11 protein-coding genes and 1 pseudogene are annotated in these 13,249 nt (G+C 57.5%); 2 read left to right on the forward strand and 10 right to left on the reverse strand.

Translation table 11 applies throughout. From position 1 onward, the window contains the following. Window positions 1–14: 14 nt before the first annotated feature. The 5 genes from E1H13_RS04390 to trxA all read right to left on the reverse strand — a co-directional run bounded on the left by E1H13_RS04390 (window position 15) and on the right by trxA (window position 5,408). The gene (locus E1H13_RS04390) at window positions 15–980 is read right to left on the reverse strand and encodes an NADPH:quinone reductase (RefSeq protein WP_169612190.1); all 966 of its coding nucleotides are present in this window, start codon (window positions 978–980) and stop codon (window positions 15–17) included. A 47-nt stretch (window positions 981–1,027) separates the two neighbouring features. Continuing rightward, complete coding sequence (locus E1H13_RS04395; protein ID WP_169612191.1) at window positions 1,028–3,568, reverse strand: alpha/beta hydrolase; 2,541 nt, start codon at window positions 3,566–3,568, stop codon at window positions 1,028–1,030. A gap of 374 nt (window positions 3,569–3,942) precedes the next feature. Then, on the reverse strand, window positions 3,943–4,506 hold the full coding sequence (locus tag E1H13_RS04400; RefSeq protein WP_169612192.1) for an NUDIX hydrolase: 564 nt from the start codon (window positions 4,504–4,506) through the stop codon (window positions 3,943–3,945). A gap of 59 nt (window positions 4,507–4,565) precedes the next feature. Further along, the gene (gene folK, locus E1H13_RS04405; protein ID WP_206070024.1) at window positions 4,566–5,078 is read right to left on the reverse strand and encodes a 2-amino-4-hydroxy-6-hydroxymethyldihydropteridine diphosphokinase; all 513 of its coding nucleotides are present in this window, start codon (window positions 5,076–5,078) and stop codon (window positions 4,566–4,568) included. 9 nt (window positions 5,079–5,087) lie between these two features. After that, window positions 5,088–5,408, reverse strand: a complete 321-nt coding sequence (gene trxA / locus E1H13_RS04410) for a thioredoxin (protein ID WP_169612193.1) — start codon at window positions 5,406–5,408, stop codon at window positions 5,088–5,090. A 156-nt stretch (window positions 5,409–5,564) separates the two neighbouring features. Between trxA and E1H13_RS04415 the strand changes: the two genes are divergently transcribed. Then, on the forward strand, window positions 5,565–5,807 hold the full coding sequence (locus tag E1H13_RS04415; RefSeq protein WP_169612194.1) for a hypothetical protein: 243 nt from the start codon (window positions 5,565–5,567) through the stop codon (window positions 5,805–5,807). A 108-nt stretch (window positions 5,808–5,915) separates the two neighbouring features. On the opposite strand, the gene E1H13_RS04420 is transcribed toward E1H13_RS04415, so the two are convergent. Next, window positions 5,916–6,776, reverse strand: coding sequence for an alpha/beta fold hydrolase (locus E1H13_RS04420; RefSeq protein WP_169612195.1), 861 nt, complete (start codon window positions 6,774–6,776; stop codon window positions 5,916–5,918). Window positions 6,777–6,834: 58 nt separating this feature from the next. Continuing rightward, complete coding sequence (locus tag E1H13_RS04425) at window positions 6,835–7,995, reverse strand: SpoIID/LytB domain-containing protein (RefSeq protein WP_169612196.1); 1,161 nt, start codon at window positions 7,993–7,995, stop codon at window positions 6,835–6,837. Window positions 7,996–8,330: 335 nt separating this feature from the next. Between E1H13_RS04425 and E1H13_RS04430 the strand changes: the two genes are divergently transcribed. Beyond that, window positions 8,331–10,409: a S9 family peptidase gene (locus E1H13_RS04430; RefSeq protein ID WP_169612197.1), complete on the forward strand. Its 2,079-nt coding sequence runs from the start codon at window positions 8,331–8,333 to the stop codon at window positions 10,407–10,409. 20 nt (window positions 10,410–10,429) lie between these two features. Here the strand turns inward: E1H13_RS04430 and E1H13_RS27875 are convergent. The 3 genes and pseudogenes from E1H13_RS27875 to E1H13_RS04440 all read right to left on the reverse strand — a co-directional run. Beyond that, a pseudogene (locus E1H13_RS27875) lies at window positions 10,430–10,600 on the reverse strand (hypothetical protein); the annotation flags it as partial. Between the two features lie 165 nt (window positions 10,601–10,765). Next, window positions 10,766–12,124 (reverse strand): N-acetylmuramoyl-L-alanine amidase, encoded by a 1,359-nt coding sequence (locus E1H13_RS04435; RefSeq protein ID WP_169612198.1) that lies wholly within the window; start codon window positions 12,122–12,124, stop codon window positions 10,766–10,768. A 142-nt stretch (window positions 12,125–12,266) separates the two neighbouring features. After that, the gene (locus E1H13_RS04440) at window positions 12,267–12,767 is read right to left on the reverse strand and encodes a GNAT family N-acetyltransferase (RefSeq protein ID WP_169612199.1); all 501 of its coding nucleotides are present in this window, start codon (window positions 12,765–12,767) and stop codon (window positions 12,267–12,269) included. Window positions 12,768–13,249: the final 482 nt, after the last annotated feature.

The following is a 13,249-nucleotide window of genomic DNA, read 5'->3' on the forward strand; positions in this document are numbered from 1 at the left end:
AGGTCAGCGAGATCTTAGGGAACTAGCAGCCAATTGCCCTGGCCGCCCGGCTCGAGAACCCGCTGATGGGCGGCAGCGGCGGCCTGCAGGGATAGGGTTTGATATACCACCGGAGATAGGGTGTGCTGGCGCAGCCCGGCGTAGAGGGCTCGCTGAATCCGGTGTAGGGTGGCCGCCGGGGTATTAAATAGGTTCACGGCAGTAACCATACTGTCTTTGGCCATGATGTCGCGCGGGTTAATGGTCACAGGGCCTCGACTACCGACAATGGCCAGTCGCCCCCCTGGGGCTAGCAGGGGCAAATCGTTCCCCAAATTTACATTGGCGAGCATTTCCACAATCACATCAACCCCTTGGCCGTCTGTGGCGTCTTGGATGGCGGCCTGATAGTCGTCGCTATGGTGATCTAGCACCAAATCGGCCCCCTGGGCTGTGACTAATTGTTGCCCAGGGGCACTACCGCCAGTGGCAATTACTCGCATGCCCCTAGCCACGGCCAACTGTACCGCCGCCAGGCCGACTGCCCCCGTGGCCCCATGCACTAACACCGTATCTCCCGGTTGAGCCTGGGCTTTGTGAAATAGGGCTCGGTAGGCTGTGGAGTAGGGGACAAAGATACAGGCCCCCTGCTCGAAGGATAGATGCGCTGGTAGAGGATAGACCCAGGCCTGGTCGTAGAGGGCCACTTGGGCATAGGTACCGCTGATCGGCCAGCCGCCGTAGACGCGATCGCCCACCTCAATGCCAGTAACCCCAGCCCCCACTTCAGTGACCACCCCGGCCCCATCAATGCCGGGGGTATAGGGCAGATCAGGCAGTCGTCCATAGGTGCCAGCTCGGATGTAGGTATCCACAGGGTTAACCCCAGCGGCTTTGATTTCCACCAGCACCTGGGTGTCACTGCTGAGGGCAGGGGGGGCAATATCGGTGCAGGTCAGAACGTGGGGATCGCCGAATTGGGTGACTTGGATGGCTTGCATGGGGAGTGGGGGAGTGAAGGAGTGGGGGAGGTGGGGGAGGTGGGGTTTCACTGGTTCAAACAATGGTCTAAAACCCCGAGGGCCTCAGGGGCAAATTCCCCGAGCCAATCGGCCCAGACTTCCTCTCCGGTTTGGTCGGCGAGGAAGCGGTTGACGGTGGCGACCCAGGCGGGGTCATCGTTGGGTAGGGCTAGACCATAGTACTCACAGGATAGGGGCAGCTCTGGGGTGAGGGTGAGTGCTTCTATGGATTGCTCGGTGCGCTGTACCTCGGCTAGGGTTAGCAGGTCGTCCCCAAGGAAGGCATCTACGGTACCTGTGGTGACGGCGGCGATCGCATCGGTGCGTCCGGTAGGTCCTTGGAAGCGGATGGCCTGGGCCTGGGGATAGCGGTCCTGTAACAACTGTTCATTGGTGGAATTGGCCAGGACGCCGATACGCAGCCCGGCCAGGGACAGGGCTGGATTCACCCGCTCGGTGTTGGTGGGGGTAGTCAAAAACCGAGCCCCTGAGGCAAAGATCAAGCTCGAAAACTGAATCCCTGGGGCCGTCTGACCGACGCTGTTGGGACCACATTCCAGATGCACCTGGCCATTGCGGACCAGATCAAAGCGATCCTCTAGGGTGGAGGGGAGAGCCACCAGGCGGATATCGACGGGGCTCTCTAGGGTGTTGTCCAGGTAGTCTGCCAGGGCGGTGACTAGGGCAGGGCAATAGCCGGTCCACCCCTGATCATCGACGTAACCAAAGGGCGGGGCGTCCCGACGCATGGCCACCCGCAGTTCCCCGGTTTGCTGCAGGGTGGTGAGGATGGGTTCCTGGCGCGGTGGGACGGGGGCTACGGGGGACGGGGCCAGGGTGAGGGGGGGACGCCCTGGGAAGGCCGCTTCCACTTGGGCTTGGGGTAGATCGCTGATGGTATCGACCACCAGGGGATTGTCTTGGCTGAGGGCTCGGGCATAGGTGGCACTCAGGTAGGGTAAATAGTCTGGTTGGTCCCGCAGGTGAGCCCCTAAAAAGGCGGTCGCCAGAGTTTTGTAATAGGCAGCACCGATGTCCCGATAGGCTCCCGTCAAAATTTCAGGAACATCCCCGGCCCCTTCTCCGGGTGGTTTAGAGGAAAAGTGGGTGCCCACGTGCAGCAGGGACAGGTAACGGGGCTGCTGCTGCATCGCCCTAAAGGGCAGAATTTGTTCTACCACCACGGGCGCAACGATGTCAGCACTGCCAGAGACCATCAGCAGGGGAATGCTAATCTCGGCCAGGCTTTCTGGGTTGTAGAGAGCTGCTCCCAGGTTGTGGGCGGCGATCGCGGCCTTAACCCGATCGTCTGTCAAATCAAAGGTGGTGGGCGGCAAAAACCGGGCACTACATTGAATGTAAAGCGAAAAATTCAGGATCAGTTGATCTTGGTCACACTGGTCGGCAATGCGAGGCTGGCTTAATTCGGCACCGGCTAGGGCCATGACCGTTGAACTGCCCAAGGAATCGCCAATCACAGCAATCCGGTCTAGATCGACCTGGCTAGCCCAGGTGGGGGAATCGGCCACTAACCGTTCCAGCTGATCAATCAAAAATGAAATTTCCCGGGGCCGGTTCACAAATTCAATCGGGCTGAGTAACGTATTGAGCCGCCCCCCTAGAAACGCTTGGCGAAACTGTAGATCGCTGCCCACATGATCCGGAGCCATCACCGCATAGCCATGGGAGGCCAGGTGTTGGTTCAGAAAAATAAAGTCTTCTTTGACCGCCCCAAACCCATGGGAAACTACCACCACTGGGGCAGGGGTGGTCAGCCCCTCTGGCCAGTAGACATCGACATCGAAGTCATAGTTGACGCTTAGGCCCCGAGTGGTTTGCCTGAGGGCGGGGTTGGTGACGGTGATGGTTTGGCGAGAAACAGCGTAGGGGCCGGGTTGAGATAGATCGGGCAACTGACTTAGATCCAGGTCTGACTGACCAGCGATTTCCGCCTCGGCTTGGGCCTGGATTGCCTTGACGAAGGCCCGATTATCACTCAAATAAACCGACAGTTCTCGCCGCAGCGCCAGCAGCCCCCTGAGGCTGATGTCAATCGATTCCGTGGGAAAGGCCCGCATCACATCAATCAGGGTCCAACCCTCGGGGCCAGCCTGGGCCGCCGCATTAATTACCGCCGCCCGCAGACCGACTAAGCCATTTTCCCCCGGCAAATACTGAATCACTTTACCCAGGTTAGTGAGCACGTCCCGGCCCAGGGGGGAATAGCTGAGGTGGCTGGTGGTGGTGACATCGAGGGGAAAAGGTACATTCAGCAGTTGCCGCAGATCCGCCAGGGCTTCATCCCCCAACACCCGAGCATAGGGACGGAACTCCCGGGTGATTTCCCCTGTTTCGGCAAAGGTGGCTAAGGACTCTACGGATAGGGTCAGAATCAGCGGGCCAGTCACGCGGATCTCGATTCTTTCGGCACTGTGGGCCATGGGCGGATGGATCAGGGGATAACCTACCCCCGCCACCCCTGCTGTAGCTGCCACCAGGGTTGATAACAACCGGCTGTGCCGCAGCCTAAATCGACGTTGTTCCCTCGGGGTGTTGGTCATCATCATGGTTAACAGAGATTAATCCAGAATAGTTTGAATTTTAGGCCCCCATGGCCAAAAAAATGGCCAAAAATTAATGAACTTGCCCTTTTTTAGCTTCTTTGGGAAAAGGCTAAATGGTCTACAGGATTACAGAAAAAGGAGACTAACCTGCTTACCCTTGCCATGAAGAGCTAGGTCCTGGTTGGCGATAGTTTTCCACAGATAAAGAAAACTTCACGTTCCCTTAAGATTTCCTGGGAAGCTTGTAGAGCAACTGTTCTAGGCATTTTGAGTCTAGAATGTCAAGATTTGCAACTCACTTATCCACAGGGATGGTTAAACCTGTGGATAAGTTCAAGGTGTGGCGGAAAGTTCTGTATGGTGGTTGAGACGATCGCCTAAAGAGTAGCTAGCTTGTCGATAAAGGGTTTGGCCAAAAAGAAGCTGGCGATGGACTTGGCATCGACGGCCTCCCCAGCCAAAATTGCTTTCTCTAGCTCCAAGGGGGTCAGCAAAACCACCTCTAGATCTTCATCGTCGTCTGTGGCGGGGGGAGAGGCGATCGCCGATAGATCGGTAGCCAAAAAAGCGTAAATAAGTTCGTCAGAATAACCAGGGGCCAGGGCAAAGTTACCAATGGGTAGCCAGGTGGCGGCGCTATAGCCGGTTTCTTCTTCAATTTCCCGCCGGATGGTATCGGCAGGGGTTTCATTCTCTTCCACGGTGCCCGCCGGAAACTCTAACAAACGCCCCATAACCGCAAACCGGTACTGCCGCACCAACACCAGCTTGCCGTCGTCGGTGACGGGGACGGCCAGAGCCCCGCCGGGGTGGCGCACACATTCCCAGTCCCCTTCGGTTTTGTTCGGTAGCCGCAGCCGGTTGACTTCAAAGTCAAATTTGCGGCCTTCGTAAAACAGGCGACGCTTCAACAGTTGTGGCGGTTCTTGGCCCAGGGGCATAGGGATGACTCTGAAAAAAGAATTATAGACAGACAATGGGTCAACTTATTGTACTGCCTTTAGGGCGGGGCAATATCCAGGCGTCTGACGCCGGTCTGATCGATAGCCTGGCTGAGGGTTTGCACTGTACGACCCGTGATTGGATCCACCCAGTCAGGGGCAATTTCGGCCAGCGGCACCAACACAAAGGCGCGATCGCGCAGACGCGGATGGGGGACTTGCAAGCTGGGGGTGTCGATCACCTGCTGACCGTAGAACAGCAGGTCCAGGTCCAGGCTGCGGGGCCCCCAGCGTTCCCGGCGGACTCGGCCAAACTGTTGCTCTATGTGCAGTAGGGTTTTGAGCAGGGCTGGGGGGGGCAGGGTGGTTTCCACCAGGGCGCAGGCGTTGATGTAGTCGGGTTGGGGAGGGCCGACGGGGGCGGTTTGGTACAGAGGAGACCGGGCCACCAGGCGTAAGTTGGGTGGGCGGTGCAGGGCTTGAAAAGCCGCCTCCAGGGTGCGCTGGGGGTTATTCAAGTTACTGCCTAGGGCGATCGCGCAAGCTACCATGACTAACGTTCCATCTAGCATCAGCCCCCTTTAGCCCAACTGCTGCCGTAGTCGACCCACCAACTGTTCCGCGGCCAGTACTCCTTCGATCCGGTCGACCGGCTGCCCTGCCTTGAACAGCACCAGGGTAGGCAGGGCTTCAATCCGATGCTGAGATGCGATTTGAGGATATTTATCGGTGTCGATTTTGACGATTTTTAGCTGCCCTTTGAGCTGACTATTTACCTGGGCTAAAATGCCAGTCATCATCTGACAGGGGCCGCACCAGGTGGCATAAAAATCTACCAAAACCGGCAAAGCGGAGCTGGTCAGCATCTCGTCAAAGCTATGAAACTGTTGTTTAGTTGCCATCAGGGAGACTCTCCTAAATCGTTGACTTAAATTGGGGATGCTTTACCTTGGCAACGTCCCAATCCCAGAAAACAATGACACTCGTAACCGTCTCATCCAGAGCTTGCCGTTACTATGACCATAACTTAACCTGTCGTTATCAGGATCATGGTACCGATGAACGTTGAATATCCCGACGATCGCCCCCTGACCCCAGAGGAAGCAGCTCACCTGGAGCATCTGAAAAAAACAGTGCAGGACGCCCTAGCAGACGGTAAATTATCCCAGGCTGAGCGGCAGACCATTGATAACCTAATCTATGCTGACCGCAAAGTCACTGTGGCTGAGCTACAGACAGTACGGCAAGCCATCCGAGAAAGCTTGGGCGATGCCGCCCTGGAGTACGACTGGCAGCCTTAGGCGGCTTCTGGACAACTTACTCCCTAATGGTGGGCAGTGCCCACCCTACGGTGGTTGCAGTCGCCGGATAGAGCAGGGAGGGGATTTCGGACACTTCCCTAGGGCTAGCTAGACCGCCACCTGGCGTAGGAACTTATCCAGGGCTGCCGCCACCTTCTCGGCCCAGTCTTCCTGGGCATAGTGCCCTACCTGGTCGAGGGTTTGCAGTTCCCCATTGGGCAGAGTATTCACATAGTCCTCCACCAGGCTGACGGGCAGCCAGGGGTCGCTGGTGCCCCAGAGCAGCAGGGTGGGATGATCCCACTGCCTTAGGCCAGCTTCCAGGGCTGCACTAACCTTGGGCAGGTCTAGACGCCGCACTGTTGTCATTAGCGCCCGACCCACATCAGAACTTTGCAGGAATGGACGCCGGTACACATCCAGATCGGCATCATCCACCTGGTAAGGACCGGCCCCCTCTAGGGTGCGATCCACCAGGAGCGGATCCTGGGTGATCATGTCTCCGGCTAGGGGTAACCCCATCTGACGAATTTTCCAGGGTAGCTTAGCGGTGGCCCAGATGGGGCTGTTGATGATGGCCAGACGATCGACCCGGTCAGGGTTGGCTAAGGCATATTGAATACCGACTGAGCCTAAAAACCCCTGGGCCACCAGGTGAACGGTGGGTAGCTCTAGGGCATCCATGAACCCCGCCAGGGCGTCCATCAAGGCCGCTGGGGTGTACGCAAAGTCGCGCTTGTCGGGTTTCTCGGAAAAGCCGTGTCCCAACCAGTCGGGGGCAATGGTGGGAAACCCCTGTTGAGCTAAGGTCGGCATTACTTGCCGCCAGCTATAGCTTTGGGAAACTAGACCATGCAGCAGCAGGACCGGCAACCGCTGACGATCCCCCGGGGGGGACAGTTCGCGATAAAACCAAGTAAACCCGTTAACCAAGACAGTTTTTTCGGCGATCGCATCGGTGGCAGCCATACCCTTACCCTCAACCCAGCGCATTGAGCTTACAGCCCTGGCTGATCCTAAGGCAAGGTTAAGGCAGCTCAGCCAGTCGCAAGCTGGACAGGGTAGTGCCCTGATAGTAGTGGGACAGAATCTGTGAATAGGCGTAGCCCTGCATGGCTAAATTTCGGGCACCCCACTGGCTCATGCCAATGCCGTGGCCATAGCCACGACCATCCACCCGAATCGTATCCCCCTGTACAGAAATGGAAAACAAGGTGCTGCGTAACCCCAGGGCCTGGCGCAGTTCCACCCCAGTCAATACCCGACTGCCATTTGTGCCCTGCAGCCGCATGGACACCACCCGCCCTCGGGGAGTAGTCCGCTCGGTGACCACCGATTGTAGCCGACCAATGCCGGTCACCCGCTGGCTAAACTGCTGAGCCGAAAAGGTCTCTGACCACTGAAACACGGGCGCATCCTGGTCAAAATCCACCACGCTACGGAGGTAGGGCCGGGGACTTTGCCAAACATCTTCCACGTTTTCGGTGTACCCCCCAGAAGAGGAGTGAAACGCCGCTTCAATAATTTGATTGCCGTAGGTGAGCACCTGTCCCCGGGTTGCATCTACAGCGGCTATGGTGGATGCCGCTTCCGAGGCCAACCCCTTATACACCTGGTGGGCCGTGGTACCCCCCAGGTCATAGGGGGCATTTTGGGTGCGCTGACGGCGATTCAGGGCGTAGGAGCGAGCAGCGACCGCCTGGGCCTTGAGCGCCTCTTGGGGCCAGCTGGCGGGCATTTCAGCCCCCAATACGCTGTACAGGTAAGCTTCTAGGTCAACCCAGTTTATCGCAGTCACTTTGCCGCCGGTGGGCACCACCAGTACCCGACCCCGATACCAGGCATCGTTAATAAAGACATAGCCCCCATTGGCGGGTTCTACCCAAAAAGACTGACCTTGCCAGTCGGCCAGTCGCAGCCCCCCAGGGGCAGGGGTGACGGTAATGGCTCTGCCCTGGGGAATTTGCCCCACCCCCTGGCCCGCCCCATTGCGCACGGTGGCCGGAGTGGAGCTACCGACTGTGACTTGACTGCGGCGATCACTGATGGCTACCCGCATTTCCACCGCAGCCTGTACCGGCAGGGCCACCAGCCACCACATCACAGACAGACTGACGCTGCACTTGAGCAACAACAGTGAGCGACCAAACAAAAGCCCTGACAGGCGCTGCTTAAGGGATTGAGCCATGGGTTTTACGGTAAGTACTGGAGCAGAAACGAAACAACGAGACAATTACTCAGCCACCAAATAGCGTCTCCAACCTTAGCATCGATAGTCAAATCTGGCGCTAGGGGTGACACTAAACCTCTAGAGACGGTGGAAGGCTACCAATAGTTGCTGAGGGTAGACGATCTCCCGATTGACCCGTCACAATTTCCCTAGAACGCTGGTCAAGATCTCGGGGCAGCCCCCTGGGATGCCTGGAGAATCACAGTCAATGACGCTAAAAGCCCTGGGATGCCTGATGGACTGAACCAAGGTTCTGGGGATCAACTGCCGAATACCCGAAGGAGACGATCACCATGAAGTGGCTCAAGTATGTGGCCATTGGCCTGCTCATTCCTCTGATGGTGATAGGTTTGAGCCCCAGAGGGGTAAGCCAGGACACCCCCGTCCCCGCCGCTGATTCCCCCTGGGATGGGGAAACCGCCCCGCCCTTAATTGAGCGAGAGCTGTTTTTCAGTGATCCCCAAATTGCCAATTCCCAGCTCTCTCCGGAAGGGGATTGGCTAGCCTTTCAGCGCCCGCTAGATGGGGTGATGAATGTGTGGGTGAAGGGGTTAGACGACGACTTTGACGCAGCCCAACCGATTACCGCCGATACCCAGAGCCCGATTTTGGACTATGCCTGGAGCCGGGACGGCCAGTCGATGCTCTACATTCAGGACCGAGATGGAGATGAAAATTTCCGTATCTATGCCGTGGACCCGGCCGCGGCTTTGGCTGAGGCCGGGCTGGAGGCGGCTACCCTGGATCTGACCCCGTTTGATGGGGTACAGGCCCGAATTTATGCTCGCCCCAAACAGACCCCCAACCAGATTATTGTCGGTCTGAATGACCGCGATCCGGCCCTCCACGATGTCTACCGCCTGGATATCACCACCGGAGAGCGGCAGTTGCTTAAGCAAAACGACCAGAATGTGGCGGGCTGGGTCACTGACCTGGAGGGCAACCTGCGTCTGGCGGTGCGAGAAACAGGGGATGGCAGCACTGAAATCCTGACCATCCAGGGGGACAACCTGGAGCCGGTCTACACCTGTACCTTTGAGGAAACCTGCTACCCCCTGCGTTTTCAGCCTGAGGGCGATCGCGTTTACCTGGTCAGTAACCGGGGTGACGATGTTGATCTCAGCCAGTTACTGGTGCTGGATCTAACCACCGGGGAGACCACCCTGGTGGATCAAGACCCTGAGCAGGCCGTGGACTTTGGCTCTGCCATTTTCTCTGAGACCACGGACGAACTGTTAGCCACGGTCTATACCGGCGATCGCCAGCGCATCTATCCCCAAACCGATGCCTTTGCCCAAGAACTGGAAACCTTGCAGGCGGCCCTGCCAGAGGGCAATCTCAGCTTGCGGCCGGAAACCGACGATGGTCGGCTGCGGTTAGTAGTCAACCAGCGGGATGTTGACCCGGGTACCGTCTACCTGTTCCACCGGGACACGGGTGAGTTAGCTAAGCTCTATGACAGCCGCCCAGACCTGCCCACTGAACATCTGGCGCCCATGGAGCCGATCCGCTATACCGCCCGAGATGGGGTAGAGATTCCTGGCTACATCACCGTTCCGCTCGGGATTGACAGCCCCCGCAATCTGCCCACGGTGGTGCTGCCCCACGGCGGCCCCTGGGTGCGGGATACCTGGGGCTATCGGGGCCAGGTGCAGTTTCTGGCCAACCGAGGCTACGTGGTGTTTCAGCCTAACTTTCGGGGCTCTAGCGGCTTTGGCAAGGCTTTTCTGAATGCCGGTAACCGCCAGTGGGGCACTGGGGTGATGCAGCATGACATTACCGATGGGGTGCAGTTTTTGATTGATCAAGGGATTGCCGACCCCGATCGGATTGGCATCTATGGCGCTTCCTATGGCGGCTATGCCACCCTGGCCGGCCTGGCCTTTACCCCCGATCTCTATGCCGCTGGGGTGTCGATGGTGGGGCCATCGAACCTGCTGACCTTTATTAACTCGGTGCCTCCCTACTGGGGGCCGGTGCGGCAAATTTTGCTGCAGCGGGTGGGGGATCCTAATGATCCGGCTGACCGCGATCGCCTCAAGGCCCAATCCCCCCTGTTTTCTGCGGACCAGATCCGGGCACCCCTGCTGGTGATTCAGGGGGCAAACGACCCGCGGGTGGTGCAGGCCGAGTCGGACCAGATTGTTGCCAAGCTGCGGGATCTGGGTCGGCAGATTGAGTATCTGGTGGCCCCGGACGAAGGCCATGGCCTGGTGCAGGAAACCAATCGTCTAGCCGCGATCGTGGCCCTAGAGCAGTTTCTGGGGCAGCACTTGAATGGGCGAGTGCAGGATTCGATCAGCCCCGAGGTGGCGGCTCGTCTGGAAATGCTGACGGTAGATGTCGACAGTGTTACGGTCCCAGAGGCGTAGGGGGGAAAGGCAGAAGGCGGAAGACGGAAGACGGAAGACGGAAGACGGAAGAGACGGAAGGCGGAAGGCGGAAGGCGGAAGACGGAAGACGGAAGACGGAAGAGACGGAAGACGGAAGACGGAAGACGGAAGACGGAAGACGGAAGACGGAAGACGGAAGACGGAAGACGGAAGACGGAAGAGACGGAAGACGAAAGGCGGTAGAGCTTTGCTCGTGCGTAGCAGGCGGAAGAGGATGGGAACGGAGGGGTGCCCGCTCGCGAAGCGTTCCGCAGGCAAGGGCACCCCTCCGAGGAGGGGATGTTGAGACTTCCTGCCTAAGACTTTCCTGATCCCGAACTGGACTTGGATCTGGTTTATAACAAACCGGCTGATTCGTAGAGGCGGCGCATAAAGGCCAGAATCTTGCTGCCGTATTCCATGTCGTTGCTCCAGCGACCGCTGAGTTGTTGTACCAGGGGGGCAATGCCCCGGCGCACAAACTGAAACCGGGGGTCAACCTGACGTTGCACCAGGGGCTCCAGGCCGCCATAGGCCTTGAGATGCTGAATTTGGGCCCGTACCCCCACCCGAGCACTGGGGAATGAGGCTCCTTCCATGCCGCCGGTGGGGGAACCAACGCCGCCAAAGTTATTTTGAGACGGTTTGAGACTACCGCCGAAGCTGAGGGCGTTGGTTTCTACCAGCATTTGACAAAAAGCGACATCGTGATTGACCCCTTCGATCGCGGCTTCTTCCCGATAGAGTTTGGGCAAATCTCGGTACTGATTAACCGCAGACTCGTTGACACTTTTGAGGAACATCAGCAACTGCACCTCTGAGGTGGCACCGTTGGCAATGAGGCGATCTAAGGTGCCGGGGCACACCTGACCCCCTAGACGCGATCGCAGCAGAACCGTGCGGGTACTGGCGTCCCAGCCCACGGAAATGCCGTAGTTACGCAGGTCGATGGCTTTGATGTAAACCACGTTGGCGTAGCGAATGCGGGTAACATTGGCCGTCTCCAGGCTGACCCCTAAGACATCGGCCAGATCAATGGGGACATAGGAGTTGCTATTCACTAAGATGCCGGTTTCCTGGTAAGCGGCCCCATTCACCTTGATACCGATTTCCGGATAGGTACCAGGCGGGAGTTCAGGTGCCTGGGAGGAGTTGACAGCCCGGCTCCAGGAGGCGAGCCCATCGGCCAACCCCAAGGCCAGGTCACGGCGCCGGTTTTGAATCAGATTTAAATCTTGAGGATTGGTCAGGTACCCCAATTCCATTAATAGAGAGGGGCAGGTGACATTGCGCAAAAAAGCCATGCTGCCAGTGGGCGAGTCGGTGTCGGGTTTGACCCCCCGACTGCGCAACTCTGGCACCCGCCGCAGCAGGGCCAGCAACACCAGTTCAGCGTGGGTGCGGCGAGTGTCATTTCTGGCGATATAAAACGCCGTGGTACCCCGTACTGAGGTATCACTGTGAGCCCCGGCATGGATCTCCAGGGCAACGTCCTGGGGACGGCAGCGGGCATTGATCCAGGCTATGGTTTGGGCGGCACTGAGATCATCGGGCACCGATAGGACTGACAACCCCCGCGATCGCAGTTCCGCCACCACCAAATCCCGCACTTGAATCATCTCTGCGGCTTCGGTGGTTTCGGGCAATACGGCCCCCGGATCGAGGACGCCATCTTCATAGCCGCCGTGGCCAGCCGAAATAAAAATCTGTGGCATGCTGAGCAGAATGGTGAGACTACCTGGCCAGAATCATACCTGTGAAACGCTTCGCTGGTTAGGGTTAACCTAAATTAACGCCGATTTTGGCTCAAGTCGACCACATCAGGGCAGCGCCTTAAAGTTGATATCCAGCGGTAGCCTAAAACTGCTCGAAGGATTGTAAGGCCTGCCCCGTAACCCGGCAAATTTGCCATTCTGGCTTGAGATCAGCCCCCATGCGACGATAAAACTCGATAGCGGGCTGGTTCCAGTCCAGCACACTCCACTCAAACCGGCCACAGCCCCGCGCCAAGGCTAATTTGCCCACATGCACCAGCAACGCCCGGCCAATCCCCTGGCGGCGATACTCAGGCAGAACAAACAAGTCTTCTAGGTATAGCCCAGGTTTCATTAAAAACGTGGAAAAGTTATGGAAAAACAGGGCCATCCCCACCGGTTGCCCGTTTACCCTGGCGATCACCGCCTCGGCATAGGCCCGTTCCCCAAATAAAAATCGAGCCAGGTCGTCGGCATCGCCCGTGACTTCATGGGTAAGATTTTCGTAGTCAGCCAATGCTGCAATCAGTGCCACCAGAGTCGGCACATCTGCTGGGGTGGCGGGGGAAATATCGGCCACAGTCGCCCTTTGGCTCAATGTCATGGGGAAAGTCTGAAGCAATACAGGCGCTTCATTGTATGACAAGTCTGAATATCAGTACAACCGATTCCCTACTTCCTCGATTCGCGATTTATCTCTCAGGAGGGAACCCAACGACAAGAAAATGCTTCAACCTTAATTAGAGCACTTCGGTTAGCTGCTAATCCAGACTGGGAGACGGGCCTAAACCCATGACATAAGCCCCTGATCAATCCGCTGAGACGATCCTGATGCCCTCAGAAAAAATCGAGCATTATAAAAATTTCATGAACTTAAATTTGCTGTGTTTGGGCCCTTGAGTGACGTGGTAGCCTTTATTTATCTTTACAAGATAGATCAAGGAACACTCCTTAAAACCCATGGCCGCTGGTTTTCGCGATCGCAGTTCGGCCCCAGAACTAACAAAGAACTAACGTCAGCTCATTGCCTCTACCGAGTGTCTGATTCATGAATTCCTCAAACAGCTACTCTAGTGTTCCCGACTC

This window comes from Nodosilinea sp. P-1105 (genome assembly GCF_012911975.1).
Taxonomy (GTDB): Bacteria; Cyanobacteriota; Cyanobacteriia; order Phormidesmidales; family Phormidesmidaceae; genus Nodosilinea.

Coding starts and splice junctions, on each gene's coding strand:
- E1H13_RS04395 (WP_169612191.1), bottom strand. CDS start 3,568: ATGATGATGACCAACACCCCGAGGGAACAACGTCGATTTAGGCTGCGG.
- E1H13_RS04425 (WP_169612196.1), bottom strand. CDS start 7,995: ATGGCTCAATCCCTTAAGCAGCGCCTGTCAGGGCTTTTGTTTGGTCGC.
- E1H13_RS04435 (WP_169612198.1), bottom strand. CDS start 12,124: ATGCCACAGATTTTTATTTCGGCTGGCCACGGCGGCTATGAAGATGGC.
- E1H13_RS04415 (WP_169612194.1), top strand. CDS start 5,565: ATGAACGTTGAATATCCCGACGATCGCCCCCTGACCCCAGAGGAAGCA.
- trxA (WP_169612193.1), bottom strand. CDS start 5,408: ATGGCAACTAAACAACAGTTTCATAGCTTTGACGAGATGCTGACCAGC.
- folK (WP_206070024.1), bottom strand. CDS start 5,078: ATGCTAGATGGAACGTTAGTCATGGTAGCTTGCGCGATCGCCCTAGGC.
- E1H13_RS04420 (WP_169612195.1), bottom strand. CDS start 6,776: ATGGCTGCCACCGATGCGATCGCCGAAAAAACTGTCTTGGTTAACGGG.
- E1H13_RS04400 (WP_169612192.1), bottom strand. CDS start 4,506: ATGCCCCTGGGCCAAGAACCGCCACAACTGTTGAAGCGTCGCCTGTTT.
- E1H13_RS04440 (WP_169612199.1), bottom strand. CDS start 12,767: ATGACATTGAGCCAAAGGGCGACTGTGGCCGATATTTCCCCCGCCACC.
- E1H13_RS04390 (WP_169612190.1), bottom strand. CDS start 980: ATGCAAGCCATCCAAGTCACCCAATTCGGCGATCCCCACGTTCTGACC.
- E1H13_RS04430 (WP_169612197.1), top strand. CDS start 8,331: ATGAAGTGGCTCAAGTATGTGGCCATTGGCCTGCTCATTCCTCTGATG.